Annotated in this window: 15 protein-coding genes; 14 read left to right on the top strand and 1 reads right to left on the bottom strand. The window is 42.2% G+C overall.

Translation table 11 applies throughout. From position 1 onward, the window contains the following. Window positions 1-2: 2 nt before the first annotated feature. The 7 genes from BM377_RS04150 to BM377_RS04120 all read left to right on the top strand — a co-directional run bounded on the left by BM377_RS04150 (window position 3) and on the right by BM377_RS04120 (window position 7,074). Complete coding sequence (locus BM377_RS04150) at window positions 3-1,229, top strand: glycosyltransferase (protein WP_092244155.1); 1,227 nt, start codon at window positions 3-5, stop codon at window positions 1,227-1,229. A 78-nt stretch (window positions 1,230-1,307) separates the two neighbouring features. Then, the gene (gene rfbF, locus BM377_RS04145) at window positions 1,308-2,087 is read left to right on the top strand and encodes a glucose-1-phosphate cytidylyltransferase (RefSeq protein WP_092244152.1); all 780 of its coding nucleotides are present in this window, start codon (window positions 1,308-1,310) and stop codon (window positions 2,085-2,087) included. Window positions 2,088-2,091: 4 nt separating this feature from the next. Beyond that, on the top strand, window positions 2,092-3,972 hold the full coding sequence (locus BM377_RS04140) for a thiamine pyrophosphate-binding protein (RefSeq protein ID WP_092244149.1): 1,881 nt from the start codon (window positions 2,092-2,094) through the stop codon (window positions 3,970-3,972). Between the two features lie 87 nt (window positions 3,973-4,059). Further along, complete coding sequence (locus BM377_RS16395; RefSeq protein WP_242948085.1) at window positions 4,060-5,088, top strand: ribonuclease domain-containing protein; 1,029 nt, start codon at window positions 4,060-4,062, stop codon at window positions 5,086-5,088. Window positions 5,089-5,120: 32 nt separating this feature from the next. Continuing rightward, complete coding sequence (locus BM377_RS04130) at window positions 5,121-5,396, top strand: barstar family protein (protein WP_092244146.1); 276 nt, start codon at window positions 5,121-5,123, stop codon at window positions 5,394-5,396. A 48-nt stretch (window positions 5,397-5,444) separates the two neighbouring features. Beyond that, complete coding sequence (locus BM377_RS04125) at window positions 5,445-6,089, top strand: peroxiredoxin family protein (protein ID WP_092244143.1); 645 nt, start codon at window positions 5,445-5,447, stop codon at window positions 6,087-6,089. 19 nt (window positions 6,090-6,108) lie between these two features. Beyond that, the gene (locus BM377_RS04120; RefSeq protein WP_092244141.1) at window positions 6,109-7,074 is read left to right on the top strand and encodes a 4Fe-4S binding protein; all 966 of its coding nucleotides are present in this window, start codon (window positions 6,109-6,111) and stop codon (window positions 7,072-7,074) included. A gap of 51 nt (window positions 7,075-7,125) precedes the next feature. Here BM377_RS04120 and BM377_RS04115 read toward each other — a convergent pair whose 3' ends face one another. Then, the gene (locus tag BM377_RS04115; RefSeq protein WP_092244138.1) at window positions 7,126-8,394 is read right to left on the bottom strand and encodes an ArsB/NhaD family transporter; all 1,269 of its coding nucleotides are present in this window, start codon (window positions 8,392-8,394) and stop codon (window positions 7,126-7,128) included. A 213-nt stretch (window positions 8,395-8,607) separates the two neighbouring features. On the opposite strand from BM377_RS04115, the gene BM377_RS04110 reads away from it, so the two are divergent. The 7 genes from BM377_RS04110 to BM377_RS04080 all read left to right on the top strand — a co-directional run bounded on the left by BM377_RS04110 (window position 8,608) and on the right by BM377_RS04080 (window position 15,928). Next, window positions 8,608-9,885: a M18 family aminopeptidase gene (locus BM377_RS04110; protein ID WP_092244135.1), complete on the top strand. Its 1,278-nt coding sequence runs from the start codon at window positions 8,608-8,610 to the stop codon at window positions 9,883-9,885. A gap of 44 nt (window positions 9,886-9,929) precedes the next feature. Continuing rightward, window positions 9,930-11,069, top strand: a complete 1,140-nt coding sequence (locus BM377_RS04105) for an SseB family protein (RefSeq protein ID WP_177223789.1) — start codon at window positions 9,930-9,932, stop codon at window positions 11,067-11,069. Window positions 11,070-11,203: 134 nt separating this feature from the next. Beyond that, entirely contained in the window at window positions 11,204-12,961 is a 1,758-nt protein-coding gene (locus BM377_RS04100) for a flagellar basal body-associated FliL family protein (protein WP_092244129.1), read from the top strand. A gap of 116 nt (window positions 12,962-13,077) precedes the next feature. Further along, window positions 13,078-13,965 (top strand): chemotaxis protein CheX, encoded by an 888-nt coding sequence (locus tag BM377_RS04095; RefSeq protein WP_092244126.1) that lies wholly within the window; start codon window positions 13,078-13,080, stop codon window positions 13,963-13,965. 25 nt (window positions 13,966-13,990) lie between these two features. Then, entirely contained in the window at window positions 13,991-14,344 is a 354-nt protein-coding gene (locus BM377_RS04090; RefSeq protein WP_092244123.1) for a response regulator, read from the top strand. 70 nt (window positions 14,345-14,414) lie between these two features. Then, window positions 14,415-15,137, top strand: a complete 723-nt coding sequence (gene ymfI / locus BM377_RS04085) for an elongation factor P 5-aminopentanone reductase (protein WP_092244119.1) — start codon at window positions 14,415-14,417, stop codon at window positions 15,135-15,137. Between the two features lie 14 nt (window positions 15,138-15,151). Beyond that, window positions 15,152-15,928 carry an HAD family hydrolase gene (locus tag BM377_RS04080; protein WP_092244116.1) on the top strand — a complete coding sequence of 259 codons (777 nt, stop codon included), beginning with the start codon at window positions 15,152-15,154 and terminating at the stop codon, window positions 15,926-15,928. Window positions 15,929-15,936: the final 8 nt, after the last annotated feature.

Raw genomic sequence — 15,936 nt, 5'->3', positions numbered from 1 at the left:
ACATGAAGATACTTATAGTAAATAAATTTCTTCATCCAAACGGCGGATCGGAGACTTATATTTTTAAACTTGGAAAAGCATTACAAGATATGGGGCATGAAGTCCAATTTTTTGGGATGGAGCATGACGGTAGAATAGTCGGAAATAATGTAAGTGCTTATACATCGGATATGGATTTCCGAGGCGGCAATCCTCTTAAAAAGATCACATATCCGATAAAGACGATTTACAGTAGAGAAGCCGCAAAGAAGATACGTCTTGTGCTGGATGATTTTAAACCGGATGTGGTGCATCTTAATAATTTTAATTATCAACTTACTCCCTCTGTTATCACGGAGACGGTGAAATGGAGAAAAAAAGAAAAAAGAGACTGCAGAATAGTTTTTACGGCTCACGATTACCAGCTTCTTTGCCCAAATCATATGTTTAATAATCCTGCTACGCATGAGAACTGTGAGAAATGTATTCACGGAGCATTCGGAAACTGCGTAAAAGGAAAGTGTATACACGGATCTACTCTTAAATCGATTGTAGGTGCGGCGGAAGCTTATTTCTGGAAGATTAACGGAGTATATAAATATATAGATAAGATCATATGTCCATCCGAGTTTATTAAGAAAAAGATGGATCAAAACCCGCTTTTTGAATACAAGACCTTTGCAATACATAATTTTGTCGAGCATCCCGAGAATTTAGGAAAAGAGTATGCAGCTCTTGATATTCCTTTTGACAGATATGTGTTGTATTTCGGAAGATTTTCTTGTGAGAAGGGCGTTCGCACATTGATAGAGGCATGTAAAAAGCTTGCAGGAATAAACTTTGTTTTTGCAGGAAACGGTGAATATGCGCAGCAAATTGATGAGCTTACGAATGCTGTAAACGTTGGATTTAAATCCGGAGATGAGCTGGAAACACTTATCAGAAACGCAGAATTTACGATCTATCCTTCTGAGTGGTATGAGAATTGTCCATTTTCCGTTATGGAGAGTCAGGAGAGATTTGTTCCTGTACTGGGGGCAGATATCGGCGGAATACCTGAGCTTGTGGAAGATAAAGTGAACGGAAGATTATTTAAGAGCGGAGATGCCAAGGAACTGGAGGAAGTAATCCTTGAAATGTGGAATTCCCGCGAAACGCTTGATGGTTACAGGGAAAAGTTAAAAGAGCTTAATAGGCTTGATGTTTCGGAATATACGTCAAAGATGTTGAGTATTTATGCGAATATATAAGGTGAAATTTGTAATTTTGGGCCAGGTTCGTTAAGATAATAGTATTATTTTTGATTCAGAAAGGTTTTATATTAAGAAATGAAAGTTGTAATACTTGCCGGAGGTTTCGGCACAAGAATAAGTGAGGAGAGTCATCTTCGTCCAAAGCCGATGATCGAGATAGGCGGTAAACCTATTTTGTGGCATATCATGAAGGAGTATTCCTATCACGGCTTTAATGAGTTTATCATATGCGCAGGTTACAAGCAGGAGGTAATCAAAGAGTATTTTGCCAACTATTATCTTCATAACTGCGATGTGACTTTTGATTTTGCAAACAGCGGACAGACAACCTTCCATTCACAGAAGGCAGAGCCGTGGAAAGTAACGGTTGTAGATACAGGTTACAGCACCATGACCGGTGGACGTATAAAGAGGATAAAAGAGCATGTCGGCAATGAGACATTTTTCATGACATACGGTGACGGTGTTTGCGATATCGATATGAACGATCTTCTTAAGTTCCACAAAAGCCACGGAAAGATCGCCACTGTAACCGCTATCCTTGCAGGTCAGCGTTTCGGTGTATTTGATATTGATAAAGATGACACATCCGTTGTAAGAGATTTCAGAGAAAAAGCAAGCATGGACGGAGCCAGAATAAACGGTGGATATATGGTACTTGAGCCGGGCGTGTTTGATTACATTGAAGGCGATGCTACTTTCTTTGAAAAAGAGCCTATGCACAATCTCGTAAAAGACGGTGAGATGGCGGCATATAAGTATGACGGCTTCTGGAAATGTATGGATACTGCAAGAGAAAGGGACGAATTGTCGGAGCTTATCGAGGCAGGTAAAGCGCCTTGGATAAAATGGTAATATTATGAGAGTTTCAGATTATATAGTTGAATTTTTGATAAAAAAAGGCGTCACCGACTGCTTTATGGTAGTAGGCGGTGGCGCTATGTATTTAAATAATTCTTTCGGACATACGGAAGGAATGAAGTGCACCCACTTTCATCATGAGCAGGGTGCGGCTATCGCCGCGGAAGGTTATTCAAGATATGAGAATAAAGTTGCGGCGCTCTGTGTGACTTCAGGTCCCGGCGGAACAAACGCGATCACGGGAGTTATCGGAGGCTGGCTAGATTCACTTCCTATGTTTGTTGTTAGCGGACAGGTCCGCTATGACACTACAGTTCGTTATTGGAAAAAGAACTATGGAAAAGAGTGCGCAGCACAGGCAGGCTGCAAGGATAGTGATGGCGATTATGAACCAAGAGCCATCGGAGATCAGGAGTATGATATTACAGCGATGACTTCGCATATCTGTAAGTATGCAGTTATGTTGGAAGATCCTGCGGATATCAGATATCATCTCGAAAAAGCATGGCATCTTATGAATACCGGAAGACCCGGACCTGTATGGATTGATGTGCCCGTTAATTACCAGGCTGCCGATATCAATCCCGATGAGCTTCGAGGATATGACGAAGCTGAAGATATCTGTGAAAAGAAAATAAGCACAGCGCAGCTTGATGAGAGTATAGATAAGACTATCGAGATGCTAAAAGAAGCCAAGAGACCCGTCATCTATGCCGGCGGAGGAATCCGTATTTCGGGTGGCTTTGAAGCATTCAGAAAAGCTGTTGATAAGCTTGGAATACCGGTTTGTACATATTGGAATTCCATTGATGTGATAGAATCAGACAACCCGCTTTACTGCGGCCGCGGCGGAAACATGGGAGACAGAGCCGGAAACTTTGCCATTCAGAATTCCGATCTGGTTCTTGTTCTCGGAAGCAGACTTTCCATCAGGCAGGTAGGCTATACATGGGGAACATGGGCGAGAGCAGCCAAGGTCATCATGGTTGATATTGATTCTTCAGAGATGGATAAGCACACACTTCATATCGACCTAAAGATTCATGCAGATGTAAAAGAATATCTGGAGAAACTTAATGATAAGCTTGATTCTGCAAATGGCGATAAAGAGGGATATCTTTTTTCCGATGATGCATGGCGAGCACAGTGCATCAAGTGGAGAGAGAAGTATCCTGTTGTATCCGATGAGCAGCTTCATACGGGAGATAAACTTGTTAATGTTTACGGCTTTATCAAAGCACTTTCAGACAAGCTTCCAAAGGGAAGCCTTACGGCGGTAAGTAACGGTGCATGCTGCGTTGCGGGACACCAGAGCTGGACAATAAAAGACAATACCAGATTTATAATAAATAATGCCGTAGCCAGCATGGGATACGGACTTCCTGCTGCGATAGGTTTGTGTTTATCTGCGGGCAAGAAGGATACAATATGTCTTGAGGGCGATGGCAGTATCATGATGAATCTTCAGGAGCTTCAGACCATAGTTACCAATAAGCTTCCTATAAAGATTTTTCTTATAAACAATGCGGGTTATCATTCAATCAGGCTTACGCAGAATAATCTTTTTTCTGATTATTCCAAGTGCGGGATCGGACCTGAAAGCGGTGACTTGGCATTCCCTCCATTTGAAAAAATCGCATCCGCTTTTGGATACAGCTATATAGGAATTCACACGGGAGCCGAGCTTTCCGATAAATTGGATGAGGCACTTGATACTGAGGCACCGGTGCTCTGTGAAGTGTTTACGGATACCGATCAGGTATGGGCGCCCAAGAGCTCCGCAAGGAGACTTCCGGACGGAACTCTTACGAGTCCTCCGCTTGAAGATCTTGCTCCTTTCCTTTCAAGGGAAGAGCTTGCAGAGAATATGTTTATCTGATGATTCAATGATACTATCGCTATCATTATAAGGGGAGATATTATATGTAACTGATAACGCTTTATAAAAGGAAATAGGAACACGCGTATGAACAAGAAAAATGGAGTAATTAAATATTTTATAGGTGCGATAATAATTGTTGCACTGTTTATCTTCTTCATGGGCTCCTTTGGGAAAACAGATGTTAATCTTGAAGGACAGAACGGCGGTGGAAGTTCGTTTGTCGAAGGAGATGGAGCGATTGAAGGAACGCCTGACGGAATGGAAGGAAATCTTTCGGGTGATATGTCAGGAGGCGGAGAGTTAGGTGGCATAGAAGCCATGGGAGAAAGCGGAGCTCCCGTCGATACCGGCGACACCGGAGGAGCGGACCTTGGAAACATGCAGGCTGGCGGTACGCCGGGCTTAGGATCGGGAGGATCCGGAGGCAGCGCGGCCCTTTCGGGACTTGGAGGACAAGGCTCGGAAGGATTGGATGGCGATGATAAAAACGGCGCCGGCGGAGATGGTTCCGGTGCCGGTGCACCTATTTCGGGAACCGTTGGAAAAGAAACTGCGGATAGCTCCGGCAGCCCTTCGGGTACTGGCGGCAATTATTCATCAACTTCCGGAACCGGCTCTAAACTTACAGGCGCGCAAGGTAAGAACGGCTCATCAACAACTATTGGCTCCGGATCAAAGAATCGTTCTTCAAAAAAGAATAACAAGAATTCATATAAGGAAGATCAGGGGAGTGAATCCGATAATGATGAAACTCCCAAAGATGAAGAACCTAAAGTTGTTGAAGGCGGAACCTATTCATCCAAGGAAGATGTGGCATTGTATCTGCACTTATATCACAAACTTCCGCCCAACTATATTACCAAGGCACAGGCGCAACAGCTTGGCTGGGGCGGTGGAGGCCTTGATGCTTTTGCACCCGGCAAATGCATCGGAGGAGATGTATTTAGGAACGCCGAGGGAAAGTTGCCCGAGGGTATCGGATATCATGAATGCGATATTGATACGTTAAATGCATCAAAGCGCGGATCCAGACGAATAGTGTATTCCGATGATTTCCATATTTATTTCACGGATGATCACTACTCCAAGTTTGAACTGTTATACGAGCCGTAAATGACCTAAGTTAATATAAAAGAGGAAAAAGAATGGGGAAAGTTTTTTATATTGATATGTCAGAAGTGACAACCAACGAAGAGTTTCAGGAGCTTCTTGTAAAAGAACTTCCGCTTCCGGATTATTACGGAAAGAACCTCGATGCACTAAACGACGTTCTGACCGAGATGGGTAACGGATGGAATATTATCTTTTACAATACAAAGTATGCAAAAAAGAAACTCGGGAAATATTATGACGCGCTTAAAAGACTTTGCATGGAAGTATCTGAGGATTCATTTAATCTCAAGATCAGATTTTTTGATTAAAAGATAGTTATTTATGTATAAGTAAAGATAAAGAAAGGAAAGATAAAGATGAGAAAATTTAAAGAATTATTTGTTGTAACCGTTATGAGCTTATCCATCGTGGGTCTTTCTGCCTGCGGTGCGGCTTCTGAAAGTGGGGAAGCTCAGAAGAGCGAAGCAATGACTGAGGAAAGTGCTGATACAAGCGCAGGATCAACCGTTGAAGAAAGTGTCGATGTAAGCACGGAAACAAGCGTTGAAGCTGAAACAGAAGGCAGTATAAAAGAGCTTTCTGAGGGAGATAAGGCTCCTGACTTTACAGCGGAGCTTGTTGACGGTACGGAATTTAAGCTTTCAGAACATGAGAATGAAGTAGTCCTTCTTAATTTTTTTGCTTCATGGTGCCCTCCTTGCATGGGAGAGATGCCTGCATTTGAGAAGCTTAAGAAAGATAATATCGAAGGCTTGTCAATTCTATGCGTAAACTGCATGGAAGATAAGGCAACCGTTGATCAGCTTGTTAAGGACGAGGGATATACATTCCCTATCGCTTACGATGTGGAAGGCAAAATAGGACAGCTCTATCCTACGGAGGGTATTCCTTATACTCTTGTTATCAAGAACGGAGTAATCGAGAAGATTTATCTCGGAGCTGATGGTGCAGATAAACAGTACGCTGAGTACAAGGGCGCAATTGATGAGTGCATGAAGTAAAAGATAAAACGAGGTGCCGATGAAAGGTAAGGAGCATTTCAAGCAGTTTTCAAGACGCTATGTACAGCTTATGGCGGCGGTTTTGTATAACTGCAATGTTAAGGGCTTTGCAGAGGGCAAGATATGGAAAGGAAACAGTAAAGGAATGTGCGTGCCGGGGCTGAACTGTTATTCATGTCCCGGTGCGATTGCTTCATGTCCGCTTGGAAGCTTGCAGTCTGCGCTTATATCATCTAAGTATAAATTCCCATATTATATACTTGGTACGATTTTACTAATGGGATTATTTCTCGGAAGATTTATATGCGGCTTTTTGTGTCCGTTTGGATTGATACAGGAACTTCTTGATAAGATTCCTACACCAAAGATAAAAAAGAGTAATGTCACAAGAGGTCTTTCATGGATCAAATACGCATTGCTTTTGATATTTGCGATACTTATTCCGGTGTCTTATTCCGCACCCGGATTTTGTAAATACATTTGCCCTGCCGGAACTTTGGAAGCGGGAATTCCGCTTACAATTATGCAGGAAAAACTAAGACCGATGCTTGGCTTTATATTTAGCTGGAAAATTTTTATGCTTGTTTCGATAGTGGTGCTATGTATTTTTGCTTATAGAGGCTTCTGCAGATTTATATGTCCGCTTGGCGCGATATATTCTTTTTTTCAGCCGATCTCTTTCTTAGGAATACAGGTTGATGAGAAGAAATGCACTCACTGCAACGCCTGCGTTCGCAGTTGCAAAATGGATGTAAAAAGAGTCTGTGACAGAGAATGTATACAGTGCGGTGAATGTATAAAACATTGCCCTGAAGATGCTATACACTTTGGAGTAAGGAAGCTCGATCGTAAAAAAAGAATTTTGCAGATTGTAGTATTTGCACTGGCAGTCGTTATTATAATTATTGGATTAAATAACAATGGCTTTAACGATGTAAAAAACAAAGCTATCAGGCTGTGCTATGAATGTATTGGTATCGGATGATGAAAAAAGGCTTTCGCTTTATGATTTAAGATCAAAGCGAAAGCCTTTATTTTATGCATATACAAACCAGATAAAGAGATATCCGACTACAACTGCGGTTAATGTAAACGGAACTCCGATTCTCATGAAGTCACCGAAGCTTACTTCGTAACCATCTTTTCTCAACATTCCGACACCTGCGATATTGGCAGATGCTCCGATGGGAGTTAAGTTACCGCCGAGTGTTGCTCCGATCAAAAGACCGAAATATAAAACAATCGGATCTGTGTTCATAACCCTTGAAAGACTGTAAAGAACCGGAAGCATCGTTGCTACATACGGTATGTTATCAATAAATGCAGATACGGCGACTGATCCGAATACGATTACCGTGTAGAGAAGGAAGACATTTCCTTTTCCGGCTGTTGCGATCATGTTCGCAAGATCATCGATGATACCTACGTTTCTGATTCCGGCTATTACACAGAAGAGTCCTGCAAGAAGGAGCATTGTGTCATAGTCGATTGCTTTGAGCGAATGCCACATGCTGTCGGTTCCTTTTGAAATCTGTATCTCCCAGATGATATTGATGATACCGCATACCATACAGATCACACCGTTTGTAATCTCGGGCTTGTTCTGGAAGAAAGAAGCAATAACGAGAAATACTACGTGACCGAGCATCGTTATCGTGGGAACATAATCTGTTACTACTGTGTTTTCGTTTGAATGTACAGGTTCTTTATCTTTTCTGAAGAGATACATCATAATAGGAACGGTTGCGAGAGCACCGAGTTCAACGGCAAAGAAGATTCCGGGGTGACCGTTCATCCAGAAGAAGTCGTTGAAGTCCATATGTGCGGCACCAGCCAGCATGATGGATGTTGTATCACCTACAAGAGTCGCCGCGCCCTGAAGATTGGATGAAACCGCGATACAGATTATCATTGGTACGGGCGATATCTTAAGCTTTTTGCAGATTGCAAGTCCTACGGGAGCAACCATTAGAAGCGTTGCAACGTTGTCTATAAATGCCGAGATGATTCCCGAAAACAGCGACATGAAAATCGTAACCCACATAACGTTGGGAGCGAGATTAAGAAGCTTATCCGCTATTAAGTTAGGCATCTTGGATTCTATGAAGTAATCGACGATGACCATCGTACCAAAGATCATCATTAGAATGTTCCAGTCTATAGCACCGAATACTTTATTTATTGGAAGGATCCCCAATATTACAAAGACTACGGCGGTTGAAAGAGCAACTATCGCACGTCTCTTCGGCAAAGTGATCATAAGAATATACATCAGAATAAATAGAATGATTGCTATTGTTTTCAATTCAGGATCTCCTCATAAAAACATGAATTATAAAATTCGATATAAAGCAATACTACGTAAGAAAAATGCATTTGTCAAACAAATAGTGCCACGTAAAAAAGGCGTGCTATAATTTAAGTGATCACCAGACTCGGTCTTTTCGAGTCGAGGTGTACCACTTAGTTCTGGCGAGCGAACGCGAGAGCAGAACTTCACTAATTACAGAGGTGCTATATGAGTAAAAAGATTGCAAAAGATATGATGAATTTCATAGATAAGAGCCCCACTTGCTTTCATGTGGTCGAAAACCTAAAGGAGAAGCTTGTAAAAGAGGGCTTTACGGAGCTTAAGGAGAACGAAGAGTGGAAACTCAAGGCGGGAAAGTACTTTGTTACCCGTAATGATTCTTCCGTTATTTCTTTTAAGATTCCCAAAAAAGACTTCAAAGGATTTTACATGATCGCAAGTCACAGCGATTCTCCTTCCTTTAAGATAAAAGAGAATCCCGAAATGGAGGGCAGCGGAGCATACGTTAAGCTCAATACGGAGAAGTACGGCGGAATGCTCTGTGCGCAGTGGTTTGACAGACCTCTATCCGTGGCGGGAAGACTCATAGTTAAGTCAAAGAAGAAGGGCTATAAGACCAAGCTTGTAAATGTGGACAGGGATCTTCTCATGATACCTTCACTTGCGATCCATATGAACAGAGATGCCAATGACGGATACAAATACAATCCGCAGGTTGATATGATCCCTGTATTTGGTGATGCCGAAGCCAAGGATAAGTTTTTTGATGTGATCGCAAAAGCAGCCGGAGTGGAAAAAGAGGAAATATTGGGCCACGACCTCTTTTTATATAACAGGGTGAAACCCACATTCTGGGGCGCCAACGAGGAATATCTTTCAAGTTCAAGACTTGACGATCAGGAGTGCGTGTATACCACATTTGAGGGATTTCTTAATGCCGGCGATTCCGATAATGTTGCCATGCATTGCGTGTTTGATAATGAAGAAGTCGGAAGCGGAACCAAGCAGGGCGCAGATTCCACATTCCTTAAGGATACGCTTATCCGCATAAATGAAGCTCTCGGAAGAAACAATCAGCAGTATTACACCGCGGTCGCAAACAGCTTTATGATATCAGCGGATAATGCACATGCGGTTCATCCCAATCATGCAGACAAGGCAGATCCCGTGAACAGACCGGTTATGAACAAAGGCATAGTCATCAAGTATAATGCAAACCAGAAGTATACGACAGATGCTGTTTCCGCGGCGTTCTTTAAGCTTATTTGCGAAAAGGCGAAGGTGCCGTTCCAGACATTCACCAATCGCTCCGATATCGCAGGCGGTTCAACGCTTGGAAATATCTCAACCGCACAGGTATCTGTAGATACAGTGGATATTGGACTTGCACAGCTTGCCATGCATTCGCCGTATGAATCCGCGGGAAGCTTGGATCCCGAATATTTGGTAAAGGCAGCTAAGGCATTTTACGAATATAAGAATTGATGCTTTTGTAAAGCATAAGAAATAATATGAAAGAGGTTTTGCAAATGGGAATATTAGATCTTTTTTCCAAAGATAAAAGAAAAGACGGTGAGGAGGCTCTCGAAAGAGAGAAGGCCGCAGAAAAAGAAAAAGCAATTGAAGAAGTAAAGAAGGCTCACGAGAATCTGAGGTGGCCCGTGGTTTCCAGAATAAACAAAGTAAACATTAAGGATGCAGAATGCGAGCTTTTGGAAGATACGGTTTCTTTTGAACGCAAGAATGAAGTCGGCATGCTGATCTATGAAGAAGATATAGATAACAATGTGATCAAAGAGCTGACTTCGCAGGAACTGTTATTTCTTTTGACAACTCTTGAAGCGTATCATAAAGAGTCACCGCTTCACGAATATGAGAAAAATCACAGAAAAGTATATAACGAAGTACTTGATAGGATAAGAAATGCCGAAACGCTGTTTGTTCTCTATGATGCCGGAACAAGATATCCTTTTATAGACGCCGGCTTTGTCAATGTCTATTTTGAAAAAGAGCTTGCGAGTAAGGCCGCTGCGCTCTATATGAAGCAGTACAGAAAGATTGTCGTAAATGAAGTGAAGAATATCAGCGATGCATCATCGGGAAAAGGCTTTTTTGACTATCTCTATTACATCGGAATTGAGAATCTGATAATCGATAACGGAGCATATAAGGCTAGGTTTAAGAGAAATGAGATTGTTATGGCTGTAGGAGATTGGAAGGGTAATTCCGGAAATGAGATTGTCAATCCTGCGCTTAATTTTACAATGCTGGATTTTATATCGGAGCTTTCATGGCCTGTTAACTATGAGCAGAAGCCTGAAGTTCTTAAGGCAAAAGAGGCGAGGATGGTCGATTGTATCAAGAAGGGAAGTTTCATTGTCCCCATGCAGCATGAGGGAGATGTGGAAGTTCTTGAAGACGGAAGAATGAAACCCGGCAAGGACACCAAATTCAAATTCCCGGTGATAAAGACAAAAGAGGGAAAAGAATACCTTCCGATATTTACCGACGGGCTCGAGTTTTCCAAGAAGCTAAACGGAAGCGGATGGAATGCGGCTGTATTTAAGTATGCCGATGTGATTAAATTTGCCAAGGATAAAGACGGTATCAGGATCAATCCCGATGGCCAGGGAATTGTTATTCCCAAGGAGAGAATGGAAGCTATTTGACGCAAATATTAAAAATGTAACCAAAAGTGTAAAAAACTCTTTTCATTTCTCAAAAAACATAATATACTTGTGTAAATAAATAGAAATATTTGTTTAAGTGTTGTGATTATTTTGTTTGAGAGGAGAAGTATGAAATGAGTGAAAAAAAGTTTGATCCCATGACCGGACAACCGATCGATCAAGGGACAGGGGATGTAAACCAGGCAAATCAGCCTGTGAATCAGCCAGTGGGGAATGCGAATCAGGGAACCCAGCCTCAACAGGGACAGGTTCAGAATCCAAACCCTACACCGGCTCCAAATAATTTCCAGCAACAGTTTGGAAATGTTGGTCAGCCCGCTGCAAATCCCGGACAACAGGGTGCTTTCCAGCAGCAGGGACCTTTCCAGCAGGCTAATTTCCGGCAGCAGGGTAATTTTCAGCAGCAAGGAAATTTCAGACAGGGGAACTTTCAGCAAGGGAATTTCGGCCAGCACGGAAATTATCAGCAGAATCAGTTTGGCGGAGCTCAGCCCTTTGGCGGAAACAATATTCCCCCTCAGGGAAATGACAAGAAAAAGTTGTTTATTATCGGCGGCATAGTTGCGGCTGTTTTGATTGTCTTTACATTGGTAAATGCTGCCATGTTCATGGGCAGAAACAAGAGTGACAAAGATGTTGCGGTAGCGGAAGCATCGGAAGAAGCAACTGTTGCAACACCTGTTTCTACGCAAGAGGAAGAAGAATCAGCAGATGAGGCTTCAACACAGGCAACAGAAGTAGCTGAAGAAAAGGAAGAAAAAGAAGAGCAGGCTTCAGTACCTCACGCGGAGGCTGATCCCAACGGATTGACTTCTTTTACTCTTAACGGAAAAACTTATCAGCTTCCTGTAAGAATTCAGGAGCTTATAGACGACGGATGGCAGTATAACAAGGACAGCGATGCCAAGATATTACTTGGTTCGGGTGACCGTGAGATTATCTATGTGCTTACACCCGGAACAGAATCAAGAAAACTTGATGTATACGTAACTAATTTCTCGATTGATGCGAAGGAGCTTGGCGAGGGTTATGTTACAAGTATTCAATTTAACGATTTTGATGTAGAGAAGGGTGGAATGGATCTATCATTCCATGGCGGAGACGTAAAGTTTAACGACGCCACCAAAGAGAGCATTATAGCTGTTTATGGTGAACCTTCAAATGAATATGACGGAAGTTCATTTTATGACATTTCTTATGAAGAAGCTAATGATACCGACTACATGACGACGGTTGAAATAAAGTATAATTTTGATAAAGAGACCAATAAACTTTCGTATGTCTCTTTAAAGAATCAGGAAAAGCCTTCTGACATCGGAGAAGAACAGGTTAGCGGAGATGAGCCCGAGTACCTTAGCCAGTACAAGGCACCTTCTTCTCTTGGAGACGATCCTTTATCCGGTAATATTTCGATAAACGGAAAAGTATACAATGTACCTGTTCCGCTTAAAGTACTTTTGGAAGACGGATGGAGCTTTGGCGGCGATGAGACTCATACGGTAGGTGCCAATTCAGGATATGCACTTACTCTTGCCAAGGGAGACGACCGTCTGTATGTAAGTGCATATAATGTTACAACAAGCGCATGCTATATTAAGTACACGATCGTAACTCAGATCACATATTATACTTCAAGTATCAATAAGCTTGAAGTTGAATTGCCCGGTGGAATCAAGGGATCATCAACTCAGAGTGATGTAGAGGCATGGCTTTCATCAAAGGGAATTTCAAACTATGAGTATGATAAGAGCTATGGACGCTATAAGATCCCGATTGATCAGAACAGAAGAAACAAAATTGAGATTCATGTAAGAGACGACGGAAAGATGGATTCAATTGAAGTTCAGAATTATGGTTGGCTTATGGAATAAAGTTAATTATTGATAGCTTGTTTATAAACGGATTATAGTCTACAATATTAATGTAGGCTATTGTCCGTTTTTTTATTGCATTAGACAGAATATAAGATTCTGATAGGAGCGACAACATGTTTGATCGTTTAATTGGCGTATATTTGTTAGAACAAGGCTTACTTGATAAGAATCAGATTGCGGAAGCGTATCGCTTGCAGGAATCCAATAGGGCTAAGCTTGGAGTAATCGCTGTCTCTGAGAAGCTTATGTCTATAGCTCAGGCAGAGCAGGTTAATGCTATGCAGGCATCTATGGATAAACGTTTTGGCGACATTGCCGTCGAGCGGGGCTATCTGTCTGAAACACAAGTCAGCAGACTTTTGGAACTTCAAGGTAATTCATATTTGGCATTCATACAGGCAATAGTGGATCTTGGATATCTTTCCATGGAGAAACTCAGAGAAGTTGAAGAGGATTATCAGGTACTCCACGGATTTACCGAATCCGATATGTCCGCATTAAAATCCGGCGACGTAGAGAGGATTGTGCCCATTTTCCTTGCAACGGACGATCCTGTATACAGAGCGATGTTCTCAATGGGAATCAAAAATATGTACCGGCTTGTGGACAACCATATCTTTGTCGGAAAGGCTTATAAAGTATCTACAATAAAAGATGAGGTTCTGGGCGTTCAGAAATTCCACGGAGATCAGAAAGCCGTAGTTGCAATTTCAGGTAAGTATGAAGATGTGCAGAGAATGGCCATTGCATATACAAAAGAAGAATTTATTGAGACAAAAGAGGACGCACTTGATGCGATATGCGAGCTTATTAACTGTATAAACGGTCTGTATGCTACCGAGCAAAGCAGAAATGATACACGCATTGAGCTTGAGCCGCCCAATTTCTATGTGTCCTTCCCTGAAGCCAGCTGCGAAGAGATCATGGTTATGCCGATCTACATATGCGGAGGCGAAGTTAAGTACCTTATAGCTATATCCAAAGACATTGAAGTTAAGTGAAACGGCTACGCCGGAGGGTGAGTAGATGAAAAGTGTATTGATAGTTGATGATTCAAGAACTTCCAGAAGAATACTCAGAGACATCCTGGAAAGAGCGGGCTTCAATGTTGTTGGAGAAGCCGTGGACGGACAGGAAGGGTTTGATGAGTACGTCAAGCTTAATCCCGATATTGTGACGATGGATATAACGATGCCGGGAGTTGACGGAATAGAATCACTAAAACTCATTAAAAAGAACAATCCCGATGCAAAAGTCGTTATGATAACGGCCGCGGGACAGAAGGAGAAGATGTTGGAGGCGGTTAAATTTGGGGCGGTTGAATTTGTGGCGAAGCCCTTTATTGAGGAAACCGTCATCGATGCATTGTCAAGATGCTGAAAATTTGATTTAATGACCGCCTTACAGTAATATGTAAGGCGGTATTTCTTTTTTATACAAAGGTGACAAAATGAACAGAAAAGTACTTATCACAGGGGCAGCCAGAGGAATAGGAAAAGCTCTGGCCGAAGGCTTTGCAAAGGCAGGAGACGACCTCATCCTTACATGCATAAAAAGTAAAGAACAGCTTGATATGCTGGCAAAAGAGCTGTCGGAAAAATATGGAATTAAATGTCGCGCATGTACTTGCGATATGGGCGATTACGATTCGGTAAAAAAACTCTTTGGCGACATCAATGACATCGATATTGTTATAAACAATGCCGGAGTGGCTTTTTTGGGACTGCTTACGGATATGGAAAAAGAAGATTGGGATAGGCTTATGTCTACAAACCTCGATTCTCTTTTTTATACATCCAAATTTGCGATTCCCCTTATGATAAAAAAGCATTGTGGTAAGATAATAAACATATCTTCCGTGTGGGGAAGCGTCGGAGCATCATGTGAGGTTGCTTACTCAGCCTCCAAGGGCGGCGTTAATTCTTTTACCAAAGCACTTGCAAAAGAGCTGGCGCCAAGCGGGATACAGGTTAATGCTATCGCATGCGGTGTCATTGACACGGACATGAACAGAAAACATTTATCTGAAGAAGATCTTAAAGAGCTTGAAAATGAGATACCCATGGGAAGAATGGGAGAGGCCAAGGAAGTGGCGGACCTTGCCCTTTTGATAGCCGATGCGCCCGCATACATGACGGGACAGATAATAACGCTAGACGGCGGTTGGATTTGATTGGAGAATTTTTAATGGTTTTATTTTTTGACATCGACGGAACGCTTTGGGATTACAAGAACTGGATCCCTGATACTACCAAGGAAGGAATAAGAAGAGCAAAAGAGAACGGACATAAATGTTTCTTGAACTCGGGAAGAGCAAGATCTTTTATCAGCAATAAAGAATTGCTCGGGCTTGGCTTTGACGGAATAGTTTCAGCATGCGGATGCATGATAGAAAACAACGGCGAGATTATTTTCAACAGACTTATAAACAGTGATGATGCTATAAGAACCGTTGAGACGGTAAACCGCTATAACTTTAAATCCATTCTCGAAGGCCCGCGATATCTTTATCTTGAACGAAGTGATTTTGAAGGCGATATGTACGGTGAAAAGGTAATGGCCGAGATGGGCGACAGACTCAGAGGCATTAACGATAACTGGGGCAAGTGGGAGATGAACAAGCTATCGTGTGCAACTATCGATTGCGATACCAAGAGCTGCTTTGATGAGCTTTCCGATCTTTATGATTTCATTATCCATAACGAGGCGATCGTTGAGATGGTCCCCAAGGGATTTAATAAAGGAACGGGAATTGAAAAGGTATGTGAGCTTTTGTCGGAAGACATCGGGAATACCATAGCATTCGGAGACAGCGTAAACGACATGGATATGCTTGAAGTAGCCGGCAAGAGCGTTGCGATGGGAAGAGCTCCGGAGGAAGTAAAAAAGACAGCTGATTTCGTCACAACTTATCTCGAGGATGACGGTATCTGGAATGCGCTGAAGAAATTTGAACTTATATAAGACAGACA

It is taken from the genome of Butyrivibrio sp. INlla21, assembly GCF_900116875.1.
Classification (GTDB): Bacteria; Bacillota; Clostridia; order Lachnospirales; family Lachnospiraceae; genus Butyrivibrio.
Note: the sequence above shows the minus strand (reverse complement) of the source record. Positions and strands in the feature narration are given on the sequence as shown.

What these genes read in the sequence shown, in the direction of transcription:
- BM377_RS04150 (WP_092244155.1), top strand. Translation starts at nt 3, where the DNA reads ATGAAGATACTTATAGTAAATAAATTTCTTCATCCAAACGGCGGATCG.
- rfbF (WP_092244152.1), top strand. Translation starts at nt 1,308, where the DNA reads ATGAAAGTTGTAATACTTGCCGGAGGTTTCGGCACAAGAATAAGTGAG.
- BM377_RS04140 (WP_092244149.1), top strand. Translation starts at nt 2,092, where the DNA reads ATGAGAGTTTCAGATTATATAGTTGAATTTTTGATAAAAAAAGGCGTC.
- BM377_RS16395 (WP_242948085.1), top strand. Translation starts at nt 4,060, where the DNA reads ATGAACAAGAAAAATGGAGTAATTAAATATTTTATAGGTGCGATAATA.
- BM377_RS04130 (WP_092244146.1), top strand. Translation starts at nt 5,121, where the DNA reads ATGGGGAAAGTTTTTTATATTGATATGTCAGAAGTGACAACCAACGAA.
- BM377_RS04125 (WP_092244143.1), top strand. Translation starts at nt 5,445, where the DNA reads ATGAGAAAATTTAAAGAATTATTTGTTGTAACCGTTATGAGCTTATCC.
- BM377_RS04120 (WP_092244141.1), top strand. Translation starts at nt 6,109, where the DNA reads ATGAAAGGTAAGGAGCATTTCAAGCAGTTTTCAAGACGCTATGTACAG.
- BM377_RS04110 (WP_092244135.1), top strand. Translation starts at nt 8,608, where the DNA reads ATGAGTAAAAAGATTGCAAAAGATATGATGAATTTCATAGATAAGAGC.
- BM377_RS04105 (WP_177223789.1), top strand. Translation starts at nt 9,930, where the DNA reads ATGGGAATATTAGATCTTTTTTCCAAAGATAAAAGAAAAGACGGTGAG.
- BM377_RS04100 (WP_092244129.1), top strand. Translation starts at nt 11,204, where the DNA reads ATGAGTGAAAAAAAGTTTGATCCCATGACCGGACAACCGATCGATCAA.
- BM377_RS04095 (WP_092244126.1), top strand. Translation starts at nt 13,078, where the DNA reads ATGTTTGATCGTTTAATTGGCGTATATTTGTTAGAACAAGGCTTACTT.
- BM377_RS04090 (WP_092244123.1), top strand. Translation starts at nt 13,991, where the DNA reads ATGAAAAGTGTATTGATAGTTGATGATTCAAGAACTTCCAGAAGAATA.
- ymfI (WP_092244119.1), top strand. Translation starts at nt 14,415, where the DNA reads ATGAACAGAAAAGTACTTATCACAGGGGCAGCCAGAGGAATAGGAAAA.
- BM377_RS04080 (WP_092244116.1), top strand. Translation starts at nt 15,152, where the DNA reads ATGGTTTTATTTTTTGACATCGACGGAACGCTTTGGGATTACAAGAAC.